We start from the raw sequence: 24,489 nt of genomic DNA, 5'->3' as shown, positions 1-24,489 counted from the left end.
TTGAGTGATTTTGTCATGAAATGGGTACAAAAAGTTTACAGAAAAGCCGGGCCTCCCGTTGGGAAGCCCGGCTTTTTGTGAGAGGACGGCGGTCAGTCGATCACAGTCTTGGTGCGGCCGATGCCCACCGAGGCGGCGGTGATCTTTTTCCAGGTGTTGCAGCCGCAGATGCCGTCCGCGGTCAGGCCGCTCTGCCGCTGGTAGGCCTTGAGGGCATTTTCGGTGTTGGCGCCGAACTTGCCGTCCAGCGTGCGGGTGGAATAGCCCAGGGCGTTCAGCGCGTCCTGCAGAATGAGCACGTAGGTGTTCACCGAGCCCCGGCGCACAGTGGGGTATCCGGCGGTGGTACCGCTGCAGGCGGGCTTGCCGTAGCGCCGGTCAAAGTGCACCCAGGTGGGGGTCATGTCCTGGGGCTCCACGTAGCCCCAGGCCCCGGTGTTTTTGGCCGCTTTCCAGATGGCGTTACGGGCGCTGGAGCCCTGGCCCTGGCCCACGTCAAAGGCAACGCCCGCGTAGTGCTGGCTGCGGGTGCCGTGGCCGCCCTCCCAGATGCGCTTGAAGGCGTAGCCGATGTGGATGCCCTTGCCGTAGGACCGGCGGGTCAGGTTCCAGGCCTCCATGGCGGCGGTGGTGGTCCAGAGGGTGGGGCTCTGGCTGCTGCCCCGGAACTCCTTCACCTTCATGGTGGTGCCGTAGGAGTAGGGCATGGTGTCGTTCTCGCCCAGGTTGTAGGTGATCATCTTGTTGGAATAGGCATCGTACACAAAGATCTTGGGCATGGTGTTCGCTCCTTTCGTTTGGTGGGGTGTTCAGGCTTCGGGAATGGGCGGATAGAGCAGCGCGAAGATGGCATCCCAGGTGGTGCGGTCCACCACGCCGGTGGCGGGCAGGCCCAGACCCTGCTGGAAGGCGGTCACCGCGCTGGTGGTCTCGGTGCCGTAAACGCCGTCGTTGGGAACAAAATCCGCCACGCAGTACAGCTGGGCGATGCCGTTCATGGCCTGCTGCAGCGAGCTTACCGCCCCGCCCGCGCTGCCCGGAGCCATCACGTAGCCCGGGTACTCCGGCGCGGCGGCGGGCACCGTGGAATCCGGCACCCCGCCGGCCAGGCTCAGGAAGGTGGCCTCCAGCGCGTTCCAGGTGAATTCGTCCACCGTGTCGCTCTCGGGCTGGTTGAACTCCAGCTGCCAGCTGTGCAGGGAATCCAGAGTGCTCTGGCCGAAGATGCCGTCGATTTTGCCCGGGTCCTGCACGGTGTCGTAGAAATAGCTGATATAGCGCAGCAAAAACTGCACAAAGGCCACCGAGGGCCCCTCGGCGCCCATCATCAGCTCAAAGCCGGGCCAGGGCACAAGGTTGAAGGCGGCCAGCAGCCCGTCGGACGAGCGCAGCCGCTGGGCCTGCTCATACAGCGCCTGCCAGGTGGCGGGGCCGATGATGCCGTCCGCCGTCAGGCCGAACATGGTCTGGAAGGCCCGCACTGCCGCGGTGGTGGACGGGCCGTAGATGCCGTCGATGGTCACGGTGGGCAGGGTGGGGAAGTAGACTGCCAGCAGCTTCAGATAGAACTGGGCCTCCCGCACCGACTTGCCGGTGCTGCCCTGCTTGAGGGGGGTGCCCGGGTAGGTGCCGGGGCGCTGGTTGGGGGCAAGCAGGCTGTCGGCCACGTCGCCGTATACCTCATACAGCTTCTGCCAGGTGGCTGGGCCCACCACGCCGTCCTGGGTCAGACCGAATTCCTTCTGGAAGGCCTTCACCGCGCTGGTGGTGGCCGCGCCGAAGATGCCGTCCACCGTGATGGTGGGGATGGACGAGAAGTTGGAGGCCACCATGCGCAGGTAGAACTGCATCAGGCGCACGCTGTCGCCCCGGTCGCCCTGACGCAGCGGGGTGCCCGGGTAGCCGCTGGGCTGGTCCTGAATGTCGCTTTCCAGACTGTTGTAGGCGGCGGCAATGGCCTCCCAGGTGGCGGGGCCCACCACGCCGTCCACGGTCAGGCCGTTCTCCCGCTGGAAGGCGCGCACCGCATTGGCGGTGGCATTGCCGTAGATGCCGTCCACCGTGAGGCTGGGCAGGGCGGGGTCGAATTCGGCCAAAGCATTCAGCCAGAACTGGATGCGCTCCACCCCGGTGCCGGTGCTGCCCACCTGCAAAGCGGTGCCCGGGTAGGTGCTGCCGTTCACGTTGCTCTCGCCGCTGGGCTTTTCGCCCTCGCTGGTCAGCTCCGCCAGGTCCTTCACCGACACATAGATATAGCTGATCTTGTACCAGGTGGCCCGGCCCACCACGCCGTCCACCGTCAGGCTGAACTGCTTCTGGAAGGCCTTTACCGTGGACTCGGTGGCCGCGCCGAACACGCCGTCGGTGCCCGGGTTGCCGAAGAAGGGGTAGTCCTTGGCGATGCGGGTGAGCTGCCGCTGGATGATGCGCACGTTGGTGCCGCTGTCGCCACGGCGGAGCGGGCTGCCGGGATAGCTTTCCGGGATGTCCTGCAGGTTGTTGGTGCGCACGATCTCGATGTCGTTGCCGTAGTAGTATTTCAGGATTTGCAGGGCGTTCTTGCCCTCGTTGGCCCGGTCCACCGTGCCCCACTGCTTCATGCCCTTGCAGGTGACGGACTTGCCGTCGCAGTATTCGGTGTAGTAGGGCTCGATGGTGCCCTGCCGGCGCACATAGGTGTTGAAGATGTCGTCGGTGAGCTTTTCCATCACCTCAAAGATGTTGCGCCCGTGCACGTAATACTGGTCGTAGCTGGTGGAGTTGGTGATGTTGAAGGTGTAGCCCCGGCTGGGGTACCACTCGGTGAAGATGCGGTTCATGGCCAGACTGATCTGGGCGTGGATGTTGGCCCGCAGGGCCTGCTCCGGCCAGGCGGGCGTGACCAAACCCGCGCGTTACACCCGCCAGAAAATTTCCAGCCGCCGGTTGCCCGCTGCGTCCGGCGGCCAGACTACAATCTTTTCAATCAGCGCCGCCGTCAGCTCCCGGCTCAGGGGCAAAGGGGTGGAGGGGTCCGGCGCTTCGGGCGCTTCCGGGCCCTGGGGCGGCTCCAGCTGCCGCAGCCGGGCCAGCAGCTCGCCCCGCAAAGCGGCAAATTCCTCCTCCCCCAGAACCCCGGCGGCCTTGTCCTGATAAAGCCGGGCCAGCGCCAGCCGCAGCCGCCGCCCCGCCCCCGCGCCGGGGGGCGGGGCCTTGGCCGGGGCCGGGGGCAGGCTGGCCGCGGCTTCAAACAGCGCGGCCACCCGCCCGGCGATCAGCGCTTCCAGTTCCGAAAGGGGCAGATAGGGCTGACCGGGGCAGGCCGTGGGGCTCTGGCGGGCGGTGCGGCAGCGGAAATACCGGGTGGGCGCACCGCTTTTGGGGATGGTGCCGGAGCGGGTCTGTTCCATCGAATGACCGCACAGGCCGCAGACCACCAGCCCGGCCAGCGGATGGGGCGCGCCCCGGCTGCCCGAGCGGGCCCGGGCGGCAAGCATCGCCTGCACCCGGTCGAACACCGCCCGGCTCACCAGAGCGGGCTGGCTGGCGGGGGCCACGATCCAGCGGCTTTCCGGCAGGCGGCGGGTTTGTTTGCCCCGCCAGCTGATCCGTTCCACCCGCCCCTGCACCAGATCCCCCGCGTAGGTGCGGTTGGTGAGCAGCCGGTGCACCGTGGCCTTGCTCCAGAGGCCCGGCCCCGGCGCTTTGCCCGCCGCCAGCGCCTTGGCGGCGGCGGGGGCGGGGATGCCCTCGGCGTTCAGCCGACGGGCGATGGCCGCGCACCCCAGGCCGGAAAGGGCCAGCGCGAAGATGCGCTCCACCACCGGGGCGGTGGATTCGTCCGGCAGAAGGTGACCCTTTTGGGCCGGGTCCTTTTGGTAGCCATACAGCGGGCTGCTGGCGATGCTGCACCCCTGCCGCCGCTTGTGGGTGAGCACCGCCCGCACATTGGCGGAAAGGTCCTCCAGATACCACTCGTTCATCAGCCCGTAGATCTGGCGGCTCTTTTTGCCCGCCGCGTCGCCGGTGTCCACATGGTCCACCAGCGCCAGAAACCGTACCCCCCAGAGAGGAAACAGCCCGTGCAGGTACTTTTCCACCAGCTCCATGTCCCGGGTGAAGCGGGACTGGCTTTTGGCTAAGATCACGTCGATCTGCCCGGCCCGGGCGGCGGCGAGCATCCGGTTGAAGGCCGGGCGATCCCGGTCCGCGCCGGAGTAGTCCTCGTCGCAGTAAACGCCCTGCACCGCATAGCCCAGCCGCTCCGCCCAGGCCAGCAGCATGGAGCGCTGGTTCTGGATGCTCTCGCTCTCGGCACACGCTTCCAGCCCCTCGTCCTCCCGGCTCAGGCGGCAGTAGAGCGCCGCCCGCGTCAACGCTCCGGCTCCTCTTTGGGCGGCTGGGGCGTGCTTTCGGTCAGCGCCTCGGCCAGACGGCGCACCGCCGCCGCCCGCTCCCGGTCGCCCTTGGCAAGAAAATGCTCCTCCAGAATGTAATGAATGGACGCCATATGAAAAAATCCCTCCTGTTCGATGCATTTCGCGGCAGCTGCCGCCGTATCATCCTATGAGCCGGGCGGGCGGAAAAATGCGCAAAATCTGTACGGAAGAGCCAGTCCGTTGTGCAGCCAACCGCAACAAAAGCCCCGAAAGGGTACAATGAGATCATGGACCCGGCGAGACGGCCGGGCCAATGGAAGGATGAAGCAATATGATGTTGGGACTTTATACACTTCCCCAATGGGTGCTGCTGTTTTTTAGCTATGGATTTCTGGGCTGGGTCTGGGAAAGCGGGTATGTTTCGGTGCGTCAGAAGCACTGGGTGAACCGGGGCTTTCTGCATGGGCCGGTGATCCCCATCTACGGGTTCGGCGCGGTGGCCATTCTGGCCCTGTGCGCCCCGGTGGCGGGCAGCCTGCCGATGCTGTTTTTCAGCGGCATGTTCTGGGCCACGGCGCTGGAATACGCCACCGGCTGGGCCATGGAGCGGATGTTCCATGTACGCTACTGGGACTACAGCAAGGAAAAGTGGAACCTGAACGGGTACATCTGCCTGATGGCCTCGCTGTGCTGGGGCGTATTCTCGGTACTGCTGCTGCGGGTCATCCAGCCCCCGGTGGCGGGTGCCGTCACCGCACTGAGCGGCCCGGCGGCGGCCATGCTGGCCGCGGCGCTGACCCTGGCCTTTGCGGCGGATGCAATCGCCTCCACCCGGGAGGCCCTGGACCTGCGGCGGCTGCTGGAGCAGCTGAGCGCAAGCCGGCAGCAGATTGCACGGCTGCAAAGGCGGCTGGAAATTGCAGGGGTCTTTTTGCAGCAGGATGCCCGAGATGCCCTGGACGGCCTGCGCAAGGAGGGCGAGCGGGCCGCCGGCGTGGTGAGCCTGCGGCTGGAGGCGGCCCGGGAACGCCGCCGCAGGATGCTCTGGCAGATGAGCCGCCAGCTGGAACAGCTGCGGCGGGAGGGCAAGCTGCACCCGGGTCTTGCCGGGCCGGACCAGAAGGCCATTCAGCGGGAGCTGTCGGCCATGCACCGGCGCACCGACGAGATGTATCGCCGGGCGGCACGGGTACTGCAGCGCAACCCCGGCTCCACCACCAGCCTCCACCCGGAGGCCATGGAGGAGCTGCGCACCCTCACCGGCAGCGAACAGTAATTCCCTGGCACCAATACACGAAGCGGCGGACCGGATACGGCCCGCCGCTTCGCTGAGTCAAAACACAAAAAGGGCGGTCTTGCAGGCCGCCGCACAAGGAGTATAATAAGGATGAAACAGAACAATGTAAAGCAGGAATACCGGCTGCGGTATGGCATGCCGGAGCAAAAAGGGGGAACCGGCATGGAGACCGAACAATCCATGGAACAGCGGCTGGGGGTGGAGCTGGAAACGCTGCGGCACTGCATCCTGTTCCGCAACATGACCGATGAGGAGATCCGCAGTGCGCTGGCGGCCGTGAATGCCCGGCGGGCGAGCTATGCCCGGCGGGCGGTGATCGGGCAGGACGGCGATGCGCTGGAGGAGGTGGCGCTGATCCTTTCCGGCAATCTGCATCTGGCCCACGCGGATGCGGCGGGCAACAGCAACCTGATGGATGTGCTGGGCCCCGGCGACACCCTGGGCGTGCTGAACGCGGTGGGCGGCTACCGGCTGCACAGCACCATTACCGCCGCCACTGCCGCCGAGGTGCTCTTCTTCCGGGTGGAGGGGCTGCTGCGGGCAAACCGGCTCACCGACCCGGGGCAGATCCGCTTTGTGCAGAACCTGACTCTGGCGGTGGCCCAGAAGGCCCAGCGGCTGACCAAAAAGCTGGAGGACAGCATCCGCCGCACCACCCGCGAGCGCCTGCAGGACTACCTGAGCGCCCAGTACCACAAGGCGGGCAGCCGCACCTTTGTGATCCCGCTGAACCGGCAGGATTTGGCGGACTTCCTGTTTGTGGACCGGAGCGCCATGTCCAACGAGCTGTGCAAGATGCGGGACGAGGGGCTGCTCAAGTTCGAGAAGAGCCGCTTTGAGCTGCTGGTGCAGATGCCCATCACCGACCACGAGCCGGACCCCAACGAGGAGTGACCCATACATATCCAGAGCCCCCGGCTAATGCAGCTCGGGGGCTTTTTTGCGGGGATGCCGGCACCCTCTGGGGCGGGCTGCAGGGCACCCTGGGCGGCTGTTTGAACTCTGAGTACAAGGCCCCTGCCCGGGGCTGGGCACGCGCTGGCGGGCACGGCAGAGGGCTGTGGGAGCATGGTGGAGGAAAGCGCCTGCGGCAACGGAAAAATGCAGGCAAAAAAGAACGCCTTTCCGAACTTCGGAAAGGCGTTCTTTGATTTGCGGTTTGCGGCGCGGAGCCGGGAGCGGTTATTCCACCGCTCGCAGGCCCCGGTGGCCGGAGCAGGATTCCGCCAGCACCGCCACGCCGCTGCCGGCGAGAAAGGTGCCCCACAGGGTGCTCAGGGCGAACCAGCCGGCCACCGGAGCGGCCATGACCACAAGGCCCACCAGCAGGTTCACGATGCCGCTGGCCAGCACCCAGCCCGCGCCGGGGCTTTTGGTGCGCCGGAGGGTGGTGTACTGGAACAGCTGCCCCACACCGGCCAGCAGGCCGAAGAAGGCGGCCACCGAGGCCAGCGATGCGATCATGCTCACCATCCCGAGGGGGGTGGTCAGGGCCATCCAGAGGGTAACGACGCTGAGCAGCGTCATGGCGATGCCGTTGGCCAGCGTCCAGCCGCTGCGCTTGTCCCAGGGAAGGCGGGCGAAGGCGATGATCTGAGCTATGCCGTAAACGCCCAGCCCACCGGTGAGCAGGGTGGCCAGCGAGATGCCCGCCGCCCCCGGCGCCAGAATGGAGACGAGCCCCACCCCCACCAGAGCCGCGCCCACCAGCAGGCCGCTCTTGCCGTTCACCGGCACAAAGGCCGTTTCCCCGTCGGGGGTAAATTCCGCCCGGGGCGGGCCGTCGTTCAGGTAGTCCGCGCCGGTGTGGGTATAGGTGTAATTGGTTTCTTTCATGGATGATTCCTCCTCAGGATGGTTCGTTGGCTTCGGCTTTTGCCGGGCCTGGTGTTGTGCCGGGCCTGGCCTGCCTTGGGGTCAGATCAGCTGGTAGCGGGCCAGCAGCTCCTCCAGCACGGTGCCCTGGAACTTGTCCAGCCCGGCGTGCAGGGCCAGCTTGTAGGGCAGGGGCAGCTTCATGTCGGTGAGCTTGCGGCCGTCCAGCAGGTAGTGGGTGGCGTTGAGCAGGCACCGCAGGTCGTAGGCGGAGCCGAACACCTCGGGCACCCCCCGCTCCACGTCCAGCAGGGTGTAGACCGCCTCCATGGCGGTGCGCACCGAGTATTCGGTGGTGAAGATGGTGTCGCGCCGGGTCTCGGCGAACTGGCCAAGGAAGGCGAAGTTCACACATTCGGCGGGCACCACCTGGGGCCGGTCGCCTGCGGCACGGGGCATGAAGAAGGCGGTCACGTAGGGCATCATGCAGGGAACGGTGGAGGCGGCCTCACGGGCCAGCAGCTCGATCTCGTTCTCGGGTACGCCCAGATGGTACAGCCACTCCATGCAGATCTCGGCGCCGGTGCATTCCGCCATGGGCTTGCCCACATAGTCGCCGGGTTCATCGGGGGAAAGACCGTAGATCCAGCCGACCAGCTGGCCCGCGGGCTGTGCTTTGAAGTGGGGCTGCCGGTTGAAGGTCCAGCTCATCAGCCAGGCGGAGTCCCTGGCGGTCACGATGCCGCCGGTCACCACCCGTCCGGAATAGGGGTCCCGGTGGCAGATCTTCTGCACATAAGAGGCGATGCGGTCGTCCAGCAGGGTCACGGTGGCGGATTCCCACTTGGTGGCCTGAATGTCGGAGCAGAAGGCGTCCGGGTTGCCGAAGGCCGGGTTCTGAACCGCCAGGTTCTTCCACAGCTGCCAGCTACTGCCCTCGCCGTTCTCCACCGTCAGGCGGGGCGCCTCGTCGTTGGAGCCAAGGGCCGCGCCCTCGGTGCAGGAGCCGTTGGTCACAAAGACCAGATCGTTCTCGTCCAGCTCCCGGCTGCGGGGCTGGCCGTTCTGGATGAATTCCAGCCGGTGGGCCACCTTCTTGCCGGGCAAAAAGTGAAACAGCACGTTGGTCACCTTGATGCCGTATTCAAACTGCACGCCCTCCTTTTTCAGGTACTCCACCAGCGGCAAAATCAGCGATTCGTACTGGTTGAACCGGGTGAATTTGAGGGCGGAAAGGTCGGGCAGACCGCCGATGTGGTGCAAAAACCGGTGGAGATAGAGCTTCATCTCCAGCGCCGAGTGCCATTTTTCAAAGGCGAACATGGTCTGCCAGTAGAGCCAGAAGTTGGAGGCGTAGAACTCGTCGCTGAACACCTCGTCGATGGTCTTGTTGTACAGGTCCTCGTCCTTTGCGAAGAAGAGCGCCATCAGCTCCAGAGACGCCGCGTCGCTTAAACCGAAGCGGTTGCCGGTTTCGGCGCTCACGCCCTGGTTCAGGGTGGCCCGGTTCAGCGAGAAGTTGGGGTCGTCCTTGTTGAGCCAGTAGAATTCATCCAGCACGCTGGCGTTTTCCACCTCCAGCGAGGGGATGGACCGGTACAGGTCCCACAGGCATTCGTAGTGGTCCTCCATCTCCCGGCCGCCCCGGATCACAAACCCCAGCTGGGGGTCCAGAATACCGTCGCAGGCGCCGCCGGGCAGGGGCGATTCCTCCAAAATGTGGATGCGCTCGCCGGGGACGCCGCCGTCCCGGATGAGGAAGGCCGCCGCCGAGAGGCTGGCAAGGCCGCCGCCCACCAGCCAGGCAGATTTGCCCTCGGCTTTTTTCGGGGTGCGGGGGCGGGCAAACGCTTCGTAGTTGCCGTTGCTGTAGTACATAAAAAATACCTCCTGTGCCGGGGGGGCGCTACCCTGCCCGGCGATAAAAAGAAAATGGATGGTACAAAAAGCGGGAGGACCCGGGCCTGCTTGCCCGTTTGCAGCAGCACACAGCGTTTGCAAGAAAGGGAAAACCGGCAAGGCGCATCGCCTTTGACCTGTATTCATCATACGCTGAATCCGGGCGGGAAACGGTTTGCCAAACAACGGTTTTGCGTTTGCGGCAAAAAAAGGAGGAAAAGGAAAAAATCCCCCTGACCCGAAGGCCAGGGGGAAAAGGGAAGAATTCAGTTCAGGGCTTCGAAGCCGTGGCCGCCAGGCAGCGGCCAGCAGCAGAGGGTGCTTGCCTCCAGCGGGGCCCGCAGCAGGCTTACCGCGTGGATGCGGCTGTTGTCGTAGGTCTTGAAGTAGTACACGCCCCGGGCCGGGTCAGCGCAGCAGGAGTAGAGGGTCAGGTCCGGCTTGCCCTCCGGGGTCATCACGCTGCCCCGCACCATGGCCACCGCGTCCAGAATGTGGAAGAACTGGTTCACCGCGTCGTCGCCGGTGGTGTGGATGGAGTTGCCCTTCAGAAAGGCTGCCCGCACGAACCGGCTCATGGGGGAGCAGTCGCCCGGCAGGCCGATGGCGCCCATGCCCTGGCCGTAGGGAGTGAGGGCAAGGCCGGGGGCGAAGCGGTTTTCCGGCGGCGCGGCGGAAAGGGTCTGGTAGCCGGTCAGGTTGGCCAGCTGCACCGGGAAGGGCGGGTTGTTGGTGAGCACGCCCACCGGGTCCTCGTACAGGCGGGAGCCCTCGGCGGTGACCTCCATCACCAGCGAACCGGTGCCGTCGGCAATGTGCCAGTGCAGCGGGGCCAGCGGATAGCCCGGCGCGAAGGGGATGCCCAGCAGGTCGATGCCGGTGAGCATTTCCCGGGCCTCCTTCAGGGTGCGGCAGCTGCCCAGCACCAGCGGGATCAGCTCATAGGGAGCCACCGCGTCCGGCGCGGCCTGGTCGGCGGGGGTGTAGTAGGCGTTGCCGGAGAAGTTCAGCCCGGCCATGTACAGCCCGGCCTCATTCATGGCCTCGGCATACAGGGGCACACCCCCGGCCACGGTGGCCATGCCGATCATGCCCAGATGGTGAGGCATCGACGGGCGGCGGTGAAAATGGAAGGCGAAGGAGCGGGGGGTGGCCACCACCTGCTGGCCGAAGGGCGTTTCCAGGTCCAGATTACGGCCGAACAGGGGATAGGGGGCGGAAAAAGCAATGCTTGTGCACATAAGAGTAGTCTCCTTGCGGCGGTGCCGCGGTCTTGGGGGAATGTTTCGTTAAGGCTAGTATACCACATCCGCCGGAAAAATCCGTTGTTTGGCAAACGCCGCCGCGGGTTTGGTCACGCCCGGCCAGGTGGGGTAGACCTCGCTGGAGGCCACGTTGGCGATGTAGTGCCGAAAGCTCACCGTCACGTTGCGGGCGCTCTCCTTGGGCTTGCCCAGGTGCACCGTGATGGTGGTGGGCACGATGGGGGTGGCCAGCACCAGCGGGGCCGGGCAGTTCGCCGCCGGGGCCACGCTGGAGGGGCCCTCGGGCCGGTAGAGGGAGTGGGCCGGAATGTCGAAGCTTTCCGGCTTTGGCTGGGGCCCGCCCAGCCGCTGGGCAGGCAGCATCTCCAGCAGGATCAGGGCGGTCTGGCAGGCGAACACCTGCACCCCCTGCATGGTCACGGTCTGGTAGCCCTCCTTCTCAGCGGTGACCTCCCACACGCTGTAGGGCTGTTGGGTGTTGGCTTCGTCCAGGCTGAGCGCCTTATCCGGCGCGGGCAGTGTGATCACCGGCGCGGTGCCGGTTTCATCGGTGGTCACGGTTACGGGTGCATGGCCCTCGCCGCGCACCGTCACGGTCACGCCCGGCACCGGGGCGCTCTGGCGGGCGGCGTAGCTCTGCACCAAAAGGCAGCCGTTCATCATGGGACAAAACTCCTTTCGTTGGTTGGTATTTGGCGTGCGGGCGGGTGCGTGTGTGCCGTCCGCTCTGGTTCCAGAATATTCCGCAAACGTGCCAATCGACACTCTTGGAATTTTCCCCCGGGTGTACTATACTTTAGGTAACGTCTTTACCAAAAAGAAAGGGGCAGCGTTTTTATGCAGCATACCATTGAAAATGAATTTTTGACCGTCACCGTGGAGTCCAAGGGTGCTGAGCTGATGAGCGTGGTGGACAAGGCCACCGGCGCCGAGATGATGTGGGACGGCCAGAAGGATGTGTGGCCCCGCCGCGCACCCATCTTGTTCCCCTACTGCGGCAAGCTCAGCGGCGGCCGCTACACCCTGGACGGCGAGACCTACGAGGGCGGCCAGCACGGCTTCGGCCGGGATTTCGAGCACGAGTTCGTGAGCGCCGAAAACGGTGTGATGCGCTTTGTGCTGCGCTCTAATGAGGAAACCCGCAAGAAGCTGCCCCGGGACTTCGCCCTGGAGAGCACCTTCACCCTGACCGGCCGCACCCTGCGCCAGACCATCGCCGTGACCAACACCGGCGACAAAGAGCTGCGCTTCGGCTTCGGCTTCCACCCGGGCTTCGCGCTGCCCTTTGACGACAAGCACACCACCGCCGACTACGAGCTGCGCTTCGATACCCCCCAGACCCCCGTGGTCATCGAGACCGGCGCCACCAGCGGCCTGGTCACCGGCGAGATCCGTGTGCTGATGGAGAACAGCGCCGTCATCCCCATGGACGACCGGATGTTCGACCACGATTCCACCTGCATGAGCCAGCTGACCGCCAAGACCCTGAGCGTGGTGGAGAAGGACACTGGCCGCCGCGTCACCGTTGGCCTGGAGGGCTTTGCCTACACCCTGATCTGGAGCGCGCCCGGCAACCCGAACCTGCACTTTGTGTGCATCGAGCCCTGGCACAGCCTGCCGGATACCGAGACCTTCGGCGGGGACTGGAACGAGAAGCCCTGCGCCGCCGCCCTGGCCGCGGGCGAGAGCTGGAGCACCGATCTGAACATGACCTTCGAGCGCTGAGCGAGCGCCGGGCCGGGGGGAAGCTGCCCCCGGCCCCTTTTTCATCCAAACGATACCCCAAAAAAGGAGAACCAAGACCCATGAGCATCGCACCCTTTGAACGGCGCACCGCCCTTCTGCTTGGCGAGGAGGGCGTAAACGCCCTGCACGCCGCCCACGTGATTCTGTTCGGCGTAGGCGGCGTGGGCGGCTACGTGGCCGAGGCCCTGGCCCGGGCAGGCGTGGGCCGTCTGACCCTGGTGGACGACGACACCATTGCCGACTCCAACCGCAACCGCCAGCTGATCGCCCTCACCGACACGGTGGGCCGCAGCAAGGTGGAGGTGGCCGCCCAGCGCATCCGGGCCATCAACCCGGACTGCCGGGTCCAGGCCCTCGCCCTGTTCTATATGCCGGACACCGCCGACCAGATCCCCTTCGAGGGGGCCAGCTATGTGGTGGACGCGGTGGACACCGTGACCGCCAAGCTGGAGATCATCGGCCGGGCGCTGGCCGCCGGAGTGCCGGTGATCTCCAGCATGGGCACCGGCAACAAGCTGCACCCGGAGCTGCTGGAGCTGACCACCATTGAAAAGACCACCGCCTGCCCCCTGGCCCGGGTGATGCGCCGGGAGTGCCGGGCAAGAGGCTACAAAAACATTCCGGTGGTGTATTCCACCGAGCCTGCCCTCACTCCGAAGCAGCTGGACGGCCCGGCCGAGGTGCCGGGCGCTGCGGTGCGGCAGGGAAACCCCAAAAAGCAGACCCCCGGCAGCGTGAGCTTTGTGCCGGGTGCGGCGGGGCTGATCATCGCGGGCAAGGTGGTGCGGGACCTGACCGGCCAGCCCTGAGGGCTCGGTGCAGGCAAAACAAGACGGGAGGAACACGGCTGTGAACGACGAAAAGCGCCGCGAATTGCTGGAGCAGATCTGGAACCAGCAGAACCAGGCCTACGATCTGATGTGTGAATACGACGCCATGCCCCACCGGTACGGTGCGTGCATGCTGTATCAGGCCCAGGCCCATATGATCGACCTGATCGCCCAGTACCCGGACATCACCGCGGCGGACCTGGCCGTTATTCTGCGCAAGACCCCCAGCGCCTGCTCGCAGACCCTGCGCAAGCTGCGGGAGAAGGGGCTGGTGGAGCAGCTGCGCAACACCGCCAACAACCGCCAGTACAAGCTGCAGCTGACCGAGAGCGGTCAGGCCCTGTACCGGGACCACGCCGCCTTCAGCGCCGACTGCCAGCAGCGAACCTTTGACCGGCTGGCCGAGTTCACCGAGGAGGAGCTGGCGCTTTATCTGCGGGTGCAGCAGCGCATCAACGAGGCCTATGCCGATGATGTGCGCCGCAGCCGGGAGGTGTTTGCCTGAAAGCAGGCACCCTTTGCGCGGAAAAGGAGACGAGTGCAATGAAATACGATTTTACCTCCATCATCGACCGGCGGGGCTTTGATGCAACCGCCGTCGAGGGCATCGGCCAGAAATACTGGGGCAGTGAGCCGGAGGCCCCGGCGGAGGGCTTTGATGCCATTCCCATGTGGGTGGCGGATATGAACTTTGCCACCTGCCCGGCGGTGCCGGAGGCCATCATCCGGCGGGCGCAGCATGGGCTGTACGGCTATTTTCAGCCCCGGGAGGAATACTTTTCCAAAATCATAAGCTGGCGGACCCGCCGCAACAGCTTCGCCGATCTGAAAAAGGAATACATCGGCTATGAAAACGGGGTGCACGGCTGCGTGACCAGCGCGGTGAAGACCCTGTCCGCCCCCGGCGACAGAATTCTTCTGCACAGCCCGGTCTATGTGGGCTTCAAGGCGGATGTGGATATGCTGGGGCGGGTGCCGGTGTACAGCCCCCTTGCGCAGGATGCGCAGGGAATATGGCGGATGGATTACGAGGACATGGACCGGAAGCTGCGGGAGAACCGGATTCATCTGGCCATCTTCTGCTCGCCCCACAACCCGGCGGGCCGGGTATGGGAGCGCTGGGAGCTGGAAAAGGCCATGGAGGTGTTTGAAAAGAACCAGTGCCTGGTGATCAGCGACGAAATCTGGGCAGACATTGTGTATACCGGCCATAAGCACACCCCCACCCTGCTGGTGAACGACTGGGCAAGAGAGCACACGGTGGCGGTGTATGCCCCCTCCAAAACCTTCAATCTGGCGGGTCTGACCGGCAGCTATCACATCATTTACAACCAGTATCTGCGCGACCGGGTCACCGGCGAGGGCCGCTCCACCCATTACAACGAGATGAACGTGCTTTCCATGCATGCGCTGCTGGGCGCCTACAGCCAGGAGGGCGAGGAATGGGTGGCGGAGCTGCTGCAGGTGCTGGAGGGCAACTGCCGCTATGCCTGTGAGCACATCCGGGACCATTATCAGGGCGTGCGGGCCGCCATGCCCCAGGGAACCTACATGCTGTTCCTGGAGCTGACCGAATACTGCAGGCGCACCGGCCGCACGCTGGATGAGGTGCTGAAGGCCGGCTGGGCGGTGGGCGTCGGCTGGCAGGACGGCCGCGCCTTCCAGGGGCCCTGCCATATCCGGATGAATGTGGCCTCGCCGCTTTCCCGGATTCAGGAGGCCTTCGACCGGCTGGACAGATATGTCTTTAGCGACTGAGCAGCGGCAAAGGCGTTTTCTCTTATCTAAGATACAAAACAAAACACAAGGCCCCCGCGGGGCGGCAGAACAGCCGTTTGCCCGCGGGGGCCTTGTGCATGCTTGGGGAGAAAATGCATATAGAGAAGAAAATCAGAGTTTGCGGCGGCGGCCGATGCCCAGCAGGCTGGCCAGCGCGCCCAGCACGCCGCCCAGAACGGCGGGCAGCAGCCAGTAAAGGCCCTCGGTATACAGGGGCAGGCCCTCGAAGAAGGCCGCCACCGGGCCGCCCAGCAGCTTTGCCTGCACCAGAGCGCCGGGTACGCTCATCAGAATGGTGAAGGCCACCGCCACCGGGTAGCACAAAGGCGCCTTGCCGGTGATGCGGTGGGCGAGGCCCAGCGCGATGAGCACGATGGCCACCGGGTAGATGGCGCTGAGGATGGGCACCGAGATGGCCAGGATGGTGTTCAGCCCGGCGATGGAAACAAAGAAGCTGATCACCGCGAAGATGACCACCCAGGCCCTGTAAGGGATCTTGGGCCACTGCAGGCTGAAATATTCGCTGCAGCAGCTGAACAGACCGATGCAGGTGTTCAGGCAGGCGATCACGAAGATCAGGCCGAGCAGGGCGGTGCCCGCCGGGCCGTACATCCAGCTCATCAGGTTGGTGAGCACGCCCGCGCCGTTGGAATAATTGTCGAAGCTGCCGCCGCTCACCGCGCCGATGTGAGCCAGCGCCGAGTAGACCACAAGCAGCACCGCACCGGCGATCCAGCCCGCACGGATGGTGTGGCGCACCACCGATTTTTCATCGGTCACGCCCCGGTTCTGGATGTTCAGCGCGATGATGATGCCGAAGTTCAAAGCGGCAATGGTGTCCATGGTCTGGTAGCCGTCCACAAAGCCCTGGGCCACCACGTTTCCGGTGTAGTTGCGGCTGGGCACCCCGTAGCCGCCGGGGGCGTTCACGAAGCAGCCTGCCACCATGACGAAGATCAGCACCAGCAGAATGGGTCCCAGCGCCTTGCCCAGCCGGTCGGTGAGCTTTTCCGGCTTGAAGGCCACCAGCATGGCCACCGCGAAGAATACGAAGGAATAGGCGCACAGCACCCAGAGGGGCGCGTCCGGCCAGAAGGGGCTCACCGCCATCTCGAAGGAGGTGCTGGCGGTGCGGGGAATGGCAAGCCCCGGCCCGATGGACACATAGATCAGCAGGGTGAACAGCCAGGCGAACCGTTTGCTCACCCGGCCCGCCAGCACCGGCAGACCGCCGGACTGGGCCACCGCCACCACGCCCAGAACGGGCAGACCGATGGCGCTCATGGCAAAGCCGATCATGGCGGGCCAGGTATCGGTGCCCGCCTGCGCGCCCAGAAAGGGCGGGAAGATCAGGTTGCCCGCCCCGAAAAACATGGAAAACAGGGTCAGGCCCACAAAGAAGCTGTCCCGTTTGGATAATCGCTGCACGCTGTTTCCTCCTTATAAAAAAGCGTCGAATCGCTGGTTGGGAAAAAGTAAGTTGTTCCAGTGTAGCACAAAAAGGAACACTTGTCCACGGCAGAGCTGTAAATCGAATGGGCCAAACCCGTCAAAAGCAGGGGAATCACAAGGGGAATTCGCACAAAAAAGCCGGGAAAATCCGGCGAATCGGCCAAAAACCTATATTGTCAATAGGCATATTGGATGAAAAACAGGAAAAAACTTTGGCAGCAGAAAAAGACGCGAAAACCGCGCCCGGCTTTGCTCCGGGCGCGGTTGACTGCGGCTTGAAGAGAATTGTGTGCGCGGGCGGCATTCACAGCCGGCGGGCGGTTTGCAGCCAGGTGCGGCTCACCGGGCCGGTGCTGTCCGGCACAAGGCCGAAGGTGTATTCCATGGCGATGGTGCCGCTCTCCAGCGGCAGGGTCAGGGTGGCGGTCACGGTGTCGCCGGTGCGTTCATACACGATGGCGTCCGGGTCCGCGTCCAGCGCGGCGCGGATGGCGGCCTCGTCCGGGTTCTGGGCGGGGAGCACCTCCTCCGGGCTCTGCAGGGCCACCGGCATGCAGGGCCCGCCGCCCCGCCAGTCCCCCGCCCAGGAGGCGTTTTCCCGGGCAAAATCCGCCTGGAAGATGATGCCGGAGGGCGTTTGGGTTCGACCCTCGTCGGTCAGGCCGAACCAGCTCTCGGACCGGGCGTACAGGTACCAGGCGCACTCGGCGGGGGTCAGCTCCTGTAAGGGGTCGTCAAGGTCCCGGAAGATGCCGGAAAGGGCCAGCGCCCTTGTCTGGTGCTGCAGCATGAGCCACTGCTGTATGGTCAGCTCCAGCTCCTGCTGCATGGGGTCGGTGCTGGGGGTGACCGGCTCGCCGCCCATGTAATAGCGCCAGCCGTCCGCGATGGTCCAGCCTGCGTCTTCTTTCAGGGCCAGATACACGTAGTCGGCTGTGCCGTCGGAATACTGGGGCCCGCAGAGAATGGCCTCGGGGGTGTATTCGGTGGTGGTCCGCACCATCAGCAGGCAGCCGCCCGGGTCGGTGATGCAGTCCAGGCAGCTTCTGCCGTCCAGCCAGGGGGTGTTGTCGGTCAGCGGGATCTGAAGGTCCGCCCACTCCTTTGGCGGGATCACCCGCACGCTGTCCAGCCGGGCGGTGAGATACCGGCCCGGACGGTCCCAGTCGGCCCGGAACCGGGTCTCCAGCACATCGGTGATGGCGGTCAGATCCTCCTCGGTGGGCTGGATGGGCTCGGGCAGTGGGTCCGGCAGCGTGACGGTGAGGGTGCTTTCGGCGGCAGAACCGGCCGGAGCCCCCGAGGACGCGGGCGCGGCGGGCGCGCAGCCGGTGCAGAGAGTGAAAAGCAGCCCGGCACAGAGGGCCAGGGCGGCAAGGCGGAACGTGCTGCGGGTCATGGGAACTCCCTCCTTTTGGGGAATCAGGCAAACCGTGCGGTCTGCCAAAAGAACGCGCGGCGGATGTGCGAAAAACTCACGCCCGGTGGGCGCTTTGCAGATACGTGCGGCTGAAGGGGGCGGGGTCGTCCGGCACCAGGCCGAAGATGTATTCCATGGCCACGGTGCCGCTTTCCAGCGGAAGGGTCAGGGTGGCGGTGACCACGTCGCCGGTGCGGCTGTAGGCGATGGCCTGGGGGTCCGCGTCCAGCAGCGTTTTGATCTCCTCACAGGCCGCACAGGGGGCGGGCAGCGGCTCCTCTGTGTTTTCCAGCGCGGCGAGGGTCGGGTCCTCGCCGCTGATCCGGTCGGTGAAGTCCGCCCGGAAAATGGTGCCTGCGGGAATCTCGGTGCGGCCGTCCTCCGCCAGGCCGAACCAGCTCTCGGACCGGGCATACAGGTAATTGGCCCATTCTTCGGCGGTCAGTTCGGTTAAGGGATCGTCAAGGTCCCGGAAGATGCCGGAAAGGGCCAGCGCCCGGGTCTGGTGCTGCAGCATCACCCACTGGTTCCGGGTCAGGCCAAGCTCCTCCTGGGCCGGGTCGGGGCTGGGCTCGGGCAGCTCGCTGCCCTTATAGTAGGCCCACTGGTCCGCGATGGTCCAGCCCTCGTCGCCGTTCACCGCCAGATACACGTGGGTCATCACCCCGTCGGAATACTGGGGCACCCCAACCAGGGCTTCGGGGGTATATTCGGTGGTGGTCTGGGCCATCAGCAGGCAGCCGCCCGGGTCGGTGATGCAGTCCATCCAGCTTTTGCCCCCCAGCCGGGTGTTGCCGCTGGTGAGGGGCAGCTCCAGATCCGCCCATTCCTCCGGCGGGATCACCCGCACGCTGTCCAGCCGGGCGGTGAGATACCGGCCCGGCCGGTCCCAGTCGGCCCGAAAGCCGGCCTCGATGGCATCGGTCAGAGCGGCCAGCTCCTCCTCGGTGGGCTGGAGCGGCTCGGGCAGCGGGTCCGGCAGAGGGATGGTGGTGGGCGCGGGCGCGTAGCTTTCGGCGGTCACCGAGCTGGCCGGAGCCTCCGAGGGCGCGGGGGCGGCGGGCGCGCAGCCGGTGCAGAGAGTGAACAGCAGCCCGGCGCAAAGGGACAGGGCGGCAAAACGAGTCAAGCTGCGGGTCATGGAAAATCCCTCCTTTTTCAGGGAATGGGAGAAAAAGATCGTTAAAAAATACTTCTCTTACCCTGAAAACGAACCGAAGGCCCCGCTCATTGCACAAACGGGGCAAAACCCGGGGCGGGGAGAAGGAGAAAAATTCCCGCGTTTTTTGTGCAGAACAGAAAACCCGCCCCTTCGGAAGTGTCCGAGGGGGCGGGTTTGTTGTTGCAGAATATGGGCTGCAAAGGGTGCGGCTTAGTAAGCCTTGCCCCAGTAGACCATCAGGTTGGCGGGCTTGCCGCAGCAGGGGCAGACGTCGCTGAGCTTCTCCTGCTCGAAGGGCATGCAGCGGCTGGACAGGCCAACCTCTTCCTTCATCTTCTCCTCGCAGGCCAGGTCGCCGCACCACATGGTCTTGATGTAGCCGTTGTTCTTCTCGGCCAGCTCCTTGACCTCGTCCATGGTGGTGGCGGTCCAGGTGCGGTTCTCGCGGTTTTCCAGAGCGCGGTTGTAGATGTTCTGAGCCAGCTCGTTCAGCAGGCGGGGGATCTCGGTCTCCAGATCATCCAGGCTCACGAAGTACTTCTCGCGGGTGTCGCGGCGCACCAGCACGCACTGGTTCTTCTCGATGTCCTTGGGGCCGATCTCCAGACGCAGGGGCACGCCCTTCATCTCCCACTGGCTGAACTTCCAGCCGGGAGAGTTATCGCTGTTGTCCAGCTTGACGCGGGCAAACTTGGAAACGCGGGCGGCCAGCTCCTCGGCCTTCTCGTTCACGCCGGGCTTGTGGGCGGCGATGGGCACGATGACCACCTGGAAGGGGGCGATGGCCGGGGGCAGGATCAGGCCCTCGTCGTCGCCGTGGGTCATAATGATGGCGCCGATCAGGCGGGTGGACACGCCCCAGCTGGTCTGATGGGGGTACTGCAGGGTGTTGTCGCGGCCGGCGAACTGCACGCCGAAGGCGCGGGAGAAGCCGTCGCCGAAGTAGTGGCTGGTGCCGCTCTGCAGGGCCTTGCCGTCGTGCATCATGGCTTCGATGGTGTAGGTGGCCTCGGCGCCGGCAAACTTCTCCTTGTCGGTCTTCTTGCCCTTCACCACGGGGATCATCAGGTAGTTCTCGCAGAAGTCCGCGTAGGTGTTCAGCTGCTGCTCGGTCTCCTCCATGGCCTCCTGAGCGGTCTCATGGATGGTGTGGCCCTCCTGCCACCAGAACTCACGGCTGCGCAGGAAGGGACGGGTGGTCTTTTCCCAGCGGACCACGCTGCACCACTGGTTGTACTTCATGGGCAGATCGCGCCAGGAGTGCAGCACATGGGCGAAGTGGTCGCAGAACAGGGTCTCGCTGGTGGGACGCACGCACATGCGCTCCTCCAGCTTTTCGGCGCCGCCGTAGGTGACCCAGGCCACCTCGGGGGCAAAGCCCTCCACGTGGTCCTTCTCCTTTTGCAGAAGGCTTTCGGGGATGAAGATGGGCATGGCCACGTTCTCGTGACCGGTGGCCTTGAACATGCCGTCCAGAATGTGGGTGATGTTCTCCCAGATGGCGTAGCCGTAAGGGCGCAGGATCATGCAGCCCTTTACGGTGGAGTAGTCCACCAGCTCGGCCTTCAGGCATACGTCGGTGTACCACTGGGTAAAGTCCTCGTTGATGGGGGTGATGGCCTCCACCAGTTTCTTCTTCTGCTCGCTCATTTGCTTTTTCCTTCCTTACTCGTCGCCCCGGAACCCCCGGGCAAAAATAAGCCCCCCAGGCGGGCCGGCCGGCCTGCCGGGGAGGCAGCATGATGTGATTGGGGTGGGATCAGGTGTTGTCTTCCACGTAGCGGACCACATCGCCCACGGTGTGCAGATTCTCGATCTCCTCGTCGGGGATCTCCACGCCGAACTCATCCTCCAGGCTCATGACCATATCGACCACGTCCAGGCTGTCGGCCTCGAAGTCCTCCAGGATGTTGCTGTCCATGGTGATCTTTTCCTCGTCGATGTCCAGCTGCTCCGCCAGAAGCTCACGGATGCGCTCGAAAGTATCCATATTCCAAAACTCTCCTTATTATATGCCCATGCAAGTCGGGCGAGTTAGGGCAACGCCGCCTGAGCCGCTAGGCGTGAATCGAGCGGGGCTGCCTTTTATTTACTATACATTTTATAGCGTATCTGGGGAACCTTGTCAAGGGTTAAATCCTTAAAACAGGCCGGTGCAACCCGAAAAAACGGCCCGGCGGCAGGCTTCTTGTGCGCCGGGCCAAATCCGGCTATAATAAAAGCAGAATCAACGGGCCCCGGGCCCGAATGTGACAGGAGGGGATGGGCATGCGGCTGGAATTTACCAAGATGCATGGCTGCGGCAACGACTATATTTATCTGGATTGTTTGAAGGGCATGATCGACAATGCCCCCGAGCTGGCCCGGCTGCTCAGCCCCCGGCGGTTCTCGGTGGGGTCGGACGGGCTGATCTGCATCGCCCCCTCCCAGGTGGCCGACGCCACCATGCGCATGTTCAACGCCGACGGCAGCGAGAGCGCCATGTGCGGCAACGGCATCCGCTGCGTGGCCCAGTGGCTGTATGAGCACGGGGTGGCCGGGGAGGAGATGACCATCGAGACGCTGGCAGGCATCAAGCACCTTTCCCGCAAGGGCGAGGGCATCTGGCAGGTGGAGATGGGCACCGCCGAATTCGAGCCGGCTCTGGTGCCGGTGAAGGGCCTTGGACCGGACCCGGTGATCAACCGGGCCATTGCGGTGGAGGGCCAGCCCTGGCAGGTGACCGCTCTCTCCATGGGCAACCCCCATTGCGTGACGCTGGTGGAGGATGTGCAGGCGCTGGATCTGGAGCGCATCGGCCCCGGCTTCGAGAACCACCCGGCCTTCCCCGAGCATGTGAACGCCGAGTTCATCCAGGTGATGGGCAAGAACCATCTGGCCATGCGGGTGTGGGAGCGGGGAAGCGGCGAGACGCTGGCCTGCGGCACCGGAGCCTGCGCCTCGGCGGCGGCCGCGGTGATGCTGCGGCTGTGCGAGCCGGACACCGACATCGCCCTGGACCTGCCCGGCGGGCGGCTGACCATCCGGGTGAGCGAGGATTGGCAGATCCGAATGACCGGCCCGGCCAAGACCGTTTACACCGGCGTGGTGGAGGTGTGAGTGCCTTTATAAAAGGAACAGGCGAGAACATGTGTGCGGTGGTGCCGTAATAAATTTGTACTTGCACCCCGGGGGATGGATGCTATAATAGAAGAAAAGCGGCCTGAGCCGTGCGGCAAAGCCCCGGGAGGGGGCAGCGGACCGGGTACGCTGGGAGAGAGGGATTCATGATGGATGAATTGATGGAGCTGTTAAAGGCAAGACCCACGATGTATCTGGCCACCGTGGAGGGCTACTGCCCCCGTGTGCGCCCCGTGAACCACTATATGATTTACAAGGGCTACTTCTACCTGGCCCTGTGCAAGGACAAGGAAGCCTACAAGCAGCTGCTGGACAACACCAATCTGGAGCTGTGCGTGGCGCTGGGCGAGGAGAGCTTTTTGCGCATTCAGGGCACCGTGAACTTCGACCGCAGCCCCGAGACCTACGCGGCGGTGTACGAGGCCATGCCCGACCTGAAGGAGGCCTACAAGGCCGACAGCGGCAAGCATCTGGCCCTGATTTATCTGGACCACATCAGCGCGGTGCTGTTCGACCGGCAGGATGAGGGCAAGGTCCTGGCCAAGTTCTGATTTTCATACATATGCAAAACGAAGCGCCCGCGCCGGTTACAAACCTGTGCGGGCGCTTTTGTGTGCCTGCCCCCAATCAACAAAATTGAAACGAAATCCGCCGTTGTTTGGAACAAAACAGCGGCGGATTTTTTGTATAGAATGGCTTATTTTCAGAATTAGATCAAAATAATAGGAATTATTCTTGACAAGAGAAGGAAAAACGTGTATCATCTAATCAGGAAATATTCCTGCTAACGCTTTTCTCCCAAGCGCCAAAGCCATGAAGGGGCCGAACAGGCGAGGCCGCATCCCCAGCGGTCGGGGCGAAAAGCTCCCCAAAACGCAAGCAATCAAAACAGTTAAGGAGGTTATTCCATGAGAAGTATCACCAAATTGGACCTGCAGTATGCCCACCGTTTTTATGGCTTTAAGGGCGAAGCCCAGTATCTGCACGGGCACACCGGCGTGTTGACCATCGAAGTGGAGGACACGGTGGAGCCCGGCGTGAACATGGTCTTCCCCTGCAACGAGATCCAGAAGACCGCCTGGGAGGTGCTGAAGAATTTTGACCACGCGCTGATCCTGCGTGAGGACGACCCCCTGCTGCCCGCGGTACTGAAGGTGTATGAGGAGCAGGGCATCCGAAACGGCGCGCCTCAGAACCAGATGAAGGGCCCCGCCTTCCAGACCGAGCTGGCCACCGCCTATCCGGAGTGCCGCCTGGTGGTGACCAAGGAGACCCTGACCGTGGAAGGCATGATCAAGATCGTCTACGACCTGCTGAAGGACAAGCTGAACATCGCCAAGATCACCTTCACCAGCGGCGTGAACGCAGCCAGCGCCGAGTTCGAGACCCGCAACCACATCGACCGCTGCCCCCTGTGCGGCATCGCCCTGAACGAGAACGGCGTATGCCCCAAGTGCGGCTATAAAAAGTCCTGAATTGAGTCTGGCGAAAAGTTCGCCAGACTCCTGAGGGACACCAAACGCACCACCCGCGCAAGGCGCGGGGGATGCTTATTGGTTTCCCCCAGTACCCTTTTCCGGCGAAAAAACACCCGGTTTCGCGCACTTCGCACACGAAACCGGGTATTTTTTCTGTCAAGGTGTCAGGATTTCCGGTACATGCCCGTGAATCCTGACGTTTTTTGTGTCGCTCCATTATCAGAGCGAATGAATCGATAAGCTGAAGCCCCCGCCCCGGAATAACTTCCGGGGCGGGGGCGTTTGTGCGTTCAAAATGAAAATTCGGTCAGGGGGAGACGTAGCCCAGCGGGTCCACCTTCACGCCGTTCTTGCGAACCTCAAAGTGCAGGTGGTTGCCGAAGGAGAAGCCGGTGTTGCCCACGCCGCCGATGGTCTGGCCCTTCTTCACCGTCTGACCGGCGCTCACCGCCAGGCTGCCCTCGGTCATGTGGGCGTATACGGTGGAAATGCCGTCCGAGTGGTTGATGAGGGCCCAGTAGCCGTAGCTGGAGTTCCAGCCCGCCAGCAGCACGGTGCCGTCCGCTGCCGCCACAATGGGGGTGCCCTTGGGGGCGGGGATGTCGATGGCGTAATGAGGGCTGCCGTAGATCACCTCGCCGAAATGGGTGGACAGCTTGGAGTAGCCGGGCAGCGGCCAGGTCATGGACAGGCCGGTGCTGGGCGCCTGGGTGGGCGCGGGTGTGGGCGCCGGGGTCGGGGCCGGAGTGGGTGCGGCTGTGGGGGCCGGTGTGGGCTGGCTTTCACCGCCCTCGCTGCCCTCGCCGGTTTCACCGTTCTCGCCCGCCGGGGCTTGGGTGGCCTCCGGGGCTGTCTCTGATACCCATCT

At 64.2% G+C, this 24,489-nt stretch carries 23 protein-coding genes; 9 read left to right on the top strand and 14 right to left on the bottom strand.

What is annotated here, in order from left to right; translation table 11 throughout:
• Positions 1-92: 92 nt before the first annotated feature.
• Genes B5F28_RS15280 through B5F28_RS15030 form a run of 4 tightly spaced genes read right to left on the bottom strand, consistent with a single transcriptional unit; the run spans position 93 to position 4,489 of the window.
• Complete coding sequence (locus B5F28_RS15280; RefSeq protein WP_087294054.1) at positions 93-779, bottom strand: peptidoglycan-binding domain-containing protein; 687 nt, start codon at positions 777-779, stop codon at positions 93-95.
• Positions 780-809: 30 nt separating this feature from the next.
• Positions 810-2,885, bottom strand: coding sequence for a peptidoglycan-binding protein (locus B5F28_RS15275; RefSeq protein WP_275532607.1), 2,076 nt, complete (start codon positions 2,883-2,885; stop codon positions 810-812).
• Positions 2,886-2,894: 9 nt separating this feature from the next.
• Positions 2,895-4,355 carry a recombinase family protein gene (locus B5F28_RS05180; RefSeq protein ID WP_247643410.1) on the bottom strand — a complete coding sequence of 487 codons (1,461 nt, stop codon included), beginning with the start codon at positions 4,353-4,355 and terminating at the stop codon, positions 2,895-2,897.
• A complete protein-coding gene (locus B5F28_RS15030) occupies positions 4,352-4,489 on the bottom strand; it encodes a hypothetical protein (RefSeq protein ID WP_247643409.1) in 138 nt (45 codons plus the stop codon). The genes B5F28_RS05180 and B5F28_RS15030 overlap by 4 nt, the downstream gene beginning before the upstream one ends.
• A gap of 200 nt (positions 4,490-4,689) precedes the next feature.
• On the opposite strand from B5F28_RS15030, the gene B5F28_RS05175 reads away from it, so the two are divergent.
• On the top strand, positions 4,690-5,634 hold the full coding sequence (locus B5F28_RS05175; protein WP_087294049.1) for a putative ABC transporter permease: 945 nt from the start codon (positions 4,690-4,692) through the stop codon (positions 5,632-5,634).
• Between the two features lie 111 nt (positions 5,635-5,745).
• Positions 5,746-6,549: a Crp/Fnr family transcriptional regulator gene (locus B5F28_RS05170; protein ID WP_087294047.1), complete on the top strand. Its 804-nt coding sequence runs from the start codon at positions 5,746-5,748 to the stop codon at positions 6,547-6,549.
• 288 nt (positions 6,550-6,837) lie between these two features.
• Here the strand turns inward: B5F28_RS05170 and B5F28_RS05165 are convergent, their stop codons facing one another.
• From B5F28_RS05165 to B5F28_RS05150, 4 genes are all read right to left on the bottom strand, one after another.
• The gene (locus tag B5F28_RS05165; RefSeq protein WP_087294045.1) at positions 6,838-7,491 is read right to left on the bottom strand and encodes an HdeD family acid-resistance protein; all 654 of its coding nucleotides are present in this window, start codon (positions 7,489-7,491) and stop codon (positions 6,838-6,840) included.
• 81 nt (positions 7,492-7,572) lie between these two features.
• The gene (locus B5F28_RS05160; protein ID WP_087294043.1) at positions 7,573-9,348 is read right to left on the bottom strand and encodes an oleate hydratase; all 1,776 of its coding nucleotides are present in this window, start codon (positions 9,346-9,348) and stop codon (positions 7,573-7,575) included.
• Positions 9,349-9,635: 287 nt separating this feature from the next.
• On the bottom strand, positions 9,636-10,610 hold the full coding sequence (bsh, locus tag B5F28_RS05155; RefSeq protein ID WP_087294041.1) for a choloylglycine hydrolase: 975 nt from the start codon (positions 10,608-10,610) through the stop codon (positions 9,636-9,638).
• A gap of 54 nt (positions 10,611-10,664) precedes the next feature.
• Entirely contained in the window at positions 10,665-11,297 is a 633-nt protein-coding gene (locus B5F28_RS05150; protein ID WP_087294039.1) for a carboxypeptidase-like regulatory domain-containing protein, read from the bottom strand.
• 174 nt (positions 11,298-11,471) lie between these two features.
• Here B5F28_RS05150 and B5F28_RS05145 point away from each other — a divergent pair, with 174 nt between their 5' ends.
• From B5F28_RS05145 to B5F28_RS05130, 4 genes are all read left to right on the top strand, one after another.
• Positions 11,472-12,359, top strand: a complete 888-nt coding sequence (locus B5F28_RS05145) for an aldose 1-epimerase family protein (protein WP_087294037.1) — start codon at positions 11,472-11,474, stop codon at positions 12,357-12,359.
• Between the two features lie 80 nt (positions 12,360-12,439).
• Positions 12,440-13,189, top strand: coding sequence for a tRNA threonylcarbamoyladenosine dehydratase (locus B5F28_RS05140; protein ID WP_087294036.1), 750 nt, complete (start codon positions 12,440-12,442; stop codon positions 13,187-13,189).
• Between the two features lie 40 nt (positions 13,190-13,229).
• Entirely contained in the window at positions 13,230-13,715 is a 486-nt protein-coding gene (locus B5F28_RS05135; RefSeq protein WP_247643408.1) for a MarR family winged helix-turn-helix transcriptional regulator, read from the top strand.
• Between the two features lie 38 nt (positions 13,716-13,753).
• On the top strand, positions 13,754-14,968 hold the full coding sequence (locus B5F28_RS05130) for a MalY/PatB family protein (protein WP_087294034.1): 1,215 nt from the start codon (positions 13,754-13,756) through the stop codon (positions 14,966-14,968).
• A 132-nt stretch (positions 14,969-15,100) separates the two neighbouring features.
• Here the strand turns inward: B5F28_RS05130 and brnQ are convergent, their stop codons facing one another.
• The 5 genes from brnQ to acpP all read right to left on the bottom strand — a co-directional run bounded on the left by brnQ (position 15,101) and on the right by acpP (position 21,013).
• Entirely contained in the window at positions 15,101-16,417 is a 1,317-nt protein-coding gene (gene brnQ / locus B5F28_RS05125; protein WP_087294032.1) for a branched-chain amino acid transport system II carrier protein, read from the bottom strand.
• 328 nt (positions 16,418-16,745) lie between these two features.
• On the bottom strand, positions 16,746-17,840 hold the full coding sequence (locus B5F28_RS05120) for a hypothetical protein (RefSeq protein ID WP_087294030.1): 1,095 nt from the start codon (positions 17,838-17,840) through the stop codon (positions 16,746-16,748).
• Between the two features lie 76 nt (positions 17,841-17,916).
• The gene (locus B5F28_RS05115; protein WP_087294028.1) at positions 17,917-19,002 is read right to left on the bottom strand and encodes a hypothetical protein; all 1,086 of its coding nucleotides are present in this window, start codon (positions 19,000-19,002) and stop codon (positions 17,917-17,919) included.
• A 231-nt stretch (positions 19,003-19,233) separates the two neighbouring features.
• Positions 19,234-20,673 carry a proline--tRNA ligase gene (gene proS, locus B5F28_RS05110; protein WP_087294026.1) on the bottom strand — a complete coding sequence of 480 codons (1,440 nt, stop codon included), beginning with the start codon at positions 20,671-20,673 and terminating at the stop codon, positions 19,234-19,236.
• A gap of 109 nt (positions 20,674-20,782) precedes the next feature.
• Positions 20,783-21,013, bottom strand: a complete 231-nt coding sequence (gene acpP / locus B5F28_RS05105) for an acyl carrier protein (protein ID WP_058964107.1) — start codon at positions 21,011-21,013, stop codon at positions 20,783-20,785.
• Positions 21,014-21,291: 278 nt separating this feature from the next.
• Between acpP and dapF the strand changes: the two genes are divergently transcribed.
• The 3 genes from dapF (at position 21,292) to B5F28_RS05090 (ending at position 23,618) form a co-directional block, all read left to right on the top strand.
• A complete protein-coding gene (gene dapF / locus B5F28_RS05100) occupies positions 21,292-22,122 on the top strand; it encodes a diaminopimelate epimerase (RefSeq protein ID WP_087294024.1) in 831 nt (276 codons plus the stop codon).
• Between the two features lie 167 nt (positions 22,123-22,289).
• On the top strand, positions 22,290-22,694 hold the full coding sequence (locus B5F28_RS05095; RefSeq protein WP_087294022.1) for a pyridoxamine 5'-phosphate oxidase family protein: 405 nt from the start codon (positions 22,290-22,292) through the stop codon (positions 22,692-22,694).
• Positions 22,695-23,051: 357 nt separating this feature from the next.
• The gene (locus tag B5F28_RS05090; RefSeq protein ID WP_087294020.1) at positions 23,052-23,618 is read left to right on the top strand and encodes a 6-pyruvoyl trahydropterin synthase family protein; all 567 of its coding nucleotides are present in this window, start codon (positions 23,052-23,054) and stop codon (positions 23,616-23,618) included.
• A 310-nt stretch (positions 23,619-23,928) separates the two neighbouring features.
• Here B5F28_RS05090 and B5F28_RS05085 read toward each other — a convergent pair.
• On the bottom strand, positions 23,929-24,489 hold a 561-nt coding region (locus B5F28_RS05085), incomplete at its 5' end, for a M23 family metallopeptidase (RefSeq protein WP_158097523.1).

It is taken from the genome of Gemmiger sp. An194 (genome assembly GCF_002160145.1).
Taxonomy (GTDB): domain Bacteria; phylum Bacillota; class Clostridia; order Oscillospirales; family Ruminococcaceae; genus Allofournierella.
This window is presented reverse-complemented; position numbering and strand designations above follow the sequence as displayed.

Bases quoted from the DNA above. Each gene is read 5' to 3' on its own strand.
- B5F28_RS15280 (WP_087294054.1), bottom strand. From the start codon at position 779: ATGCCCAAGATCTTTGTGTACGATGCCTATTCCAACAAGATGATCACC.
- B5F28_RS15030 (WP_247643409.1), bottom strand. From the start codon at position 4,489: ATGGCGTCCATTCATTACATTCTGGAGGAGCATTTTCTTGCCAAGGGC.
- B5F28_RS05175 (WP_087294049.1), top strand. From the start codon at position 4,690: ATGATGTTGGGACTTTATACACTTCCCCAATGGGTGCTGCTGTTTTTT.
- B5F28_RS05170 (WP_087294047.1), top strand. From the start codon at position 5,746: ATGAAACAGAACAATGTAAAGCAGGAATACCGGCTGCGGTATGGCATG.
- B5F28_RS05165 (WP_087294045.1), bottom strand. From the start codon at position 7,491: ATGAAAGAAACCAATTACACCTATACCCACACCGGCGCGGACTACCTG.
- B5F28_RS05160 (WP_087294043.1), bottom strand. From the start codon at position 9,348: ATGTACTACAGCAACGGCAACTACGAAGCGTTTGCCCGCCCCCGCACC.
- bsh (WP_087294041.1), bottom strand. From the start codon at position 10,610: ATGTGCACAAGCATTGCTTTTTCCGCCCCCTATCCCCTGTTCGGCCGT.
- B5F28_RS05150 (WP_087294039.1), bottom strand. From the start codon at position 11,297: ATGATGAACGGCTGCCTTTTGGTGCAGAGCTACGCCGCCCGCCAGAGC.
- B5F28_RS05145 (WP_087294037.1), top strand. From the start codon at position 11,472: ATGCAGCATACCATTGAAAATGAATTTTTGACCGTCACCGTGGAGTCC.
- B5F28_RS05140 (WP_087294036.1), top strand. From the start codon at position 12,440: ATGAGCATCGCACCCTTTGAACGGCGCACCGCCCTTCTGCTTGGCGAG.
- B5F28_RS05130 (WP_087294034.1), top strand. From the start codon at position 13,754: ATGAAATACGATTTTACCTCCATCATCGACCGGCGGGGCTTTGATGCA.
- B5F28_RS05120 (WP_087294030.1), bottom strand. From the start codon at position 17,840: ATGACCCGCAGCACGTTCCGCCTTGCCGCCCTGGCCCTCTGTGCCGGG.
- B5F28_RS05115 (WP_087294028.1), bottom strand. From the start codon at position 19,002: ATGACCCGCAGCTTGACTCGTTTTGCCGCCCTGTCCCTTTGCGCCGGG.
- proS (WP_087294026.1), bottom strand. From the start codon at position 20,673: ATGAGCGAGCAGAAGAAGAAACTGGTGGAGGCCATCACCCCCATCAAC.
- acpP (WP_058964107.1), bottom strand. From the start codon at position 21,013: ATGGATACTTTCGAGCGCATCCGTGAGCTTCTGGCGGAGCAGCTGGAC.
- dapF (WP_087294024.1), top strand. From the start codon at position 21,292: ATGCGGCTGGAATTTACCAAGATGCATGGCTGCGGCAACGACTATATT.
- B5F28_RS05095 (WP_087294022.1), top strand. From the start codon at position 22,290: ATGATGGATGAATTGATGGAGCTGTTAAAGGCAAGACCCACGATGTAT.
- B5F28_RS05090 (WP_087294020.1), top strand. From the start codon at position 23,052: ATGAGAAGTATCACCAAATTGGACCTGCAGTATGCCCACCGTTTTTAT.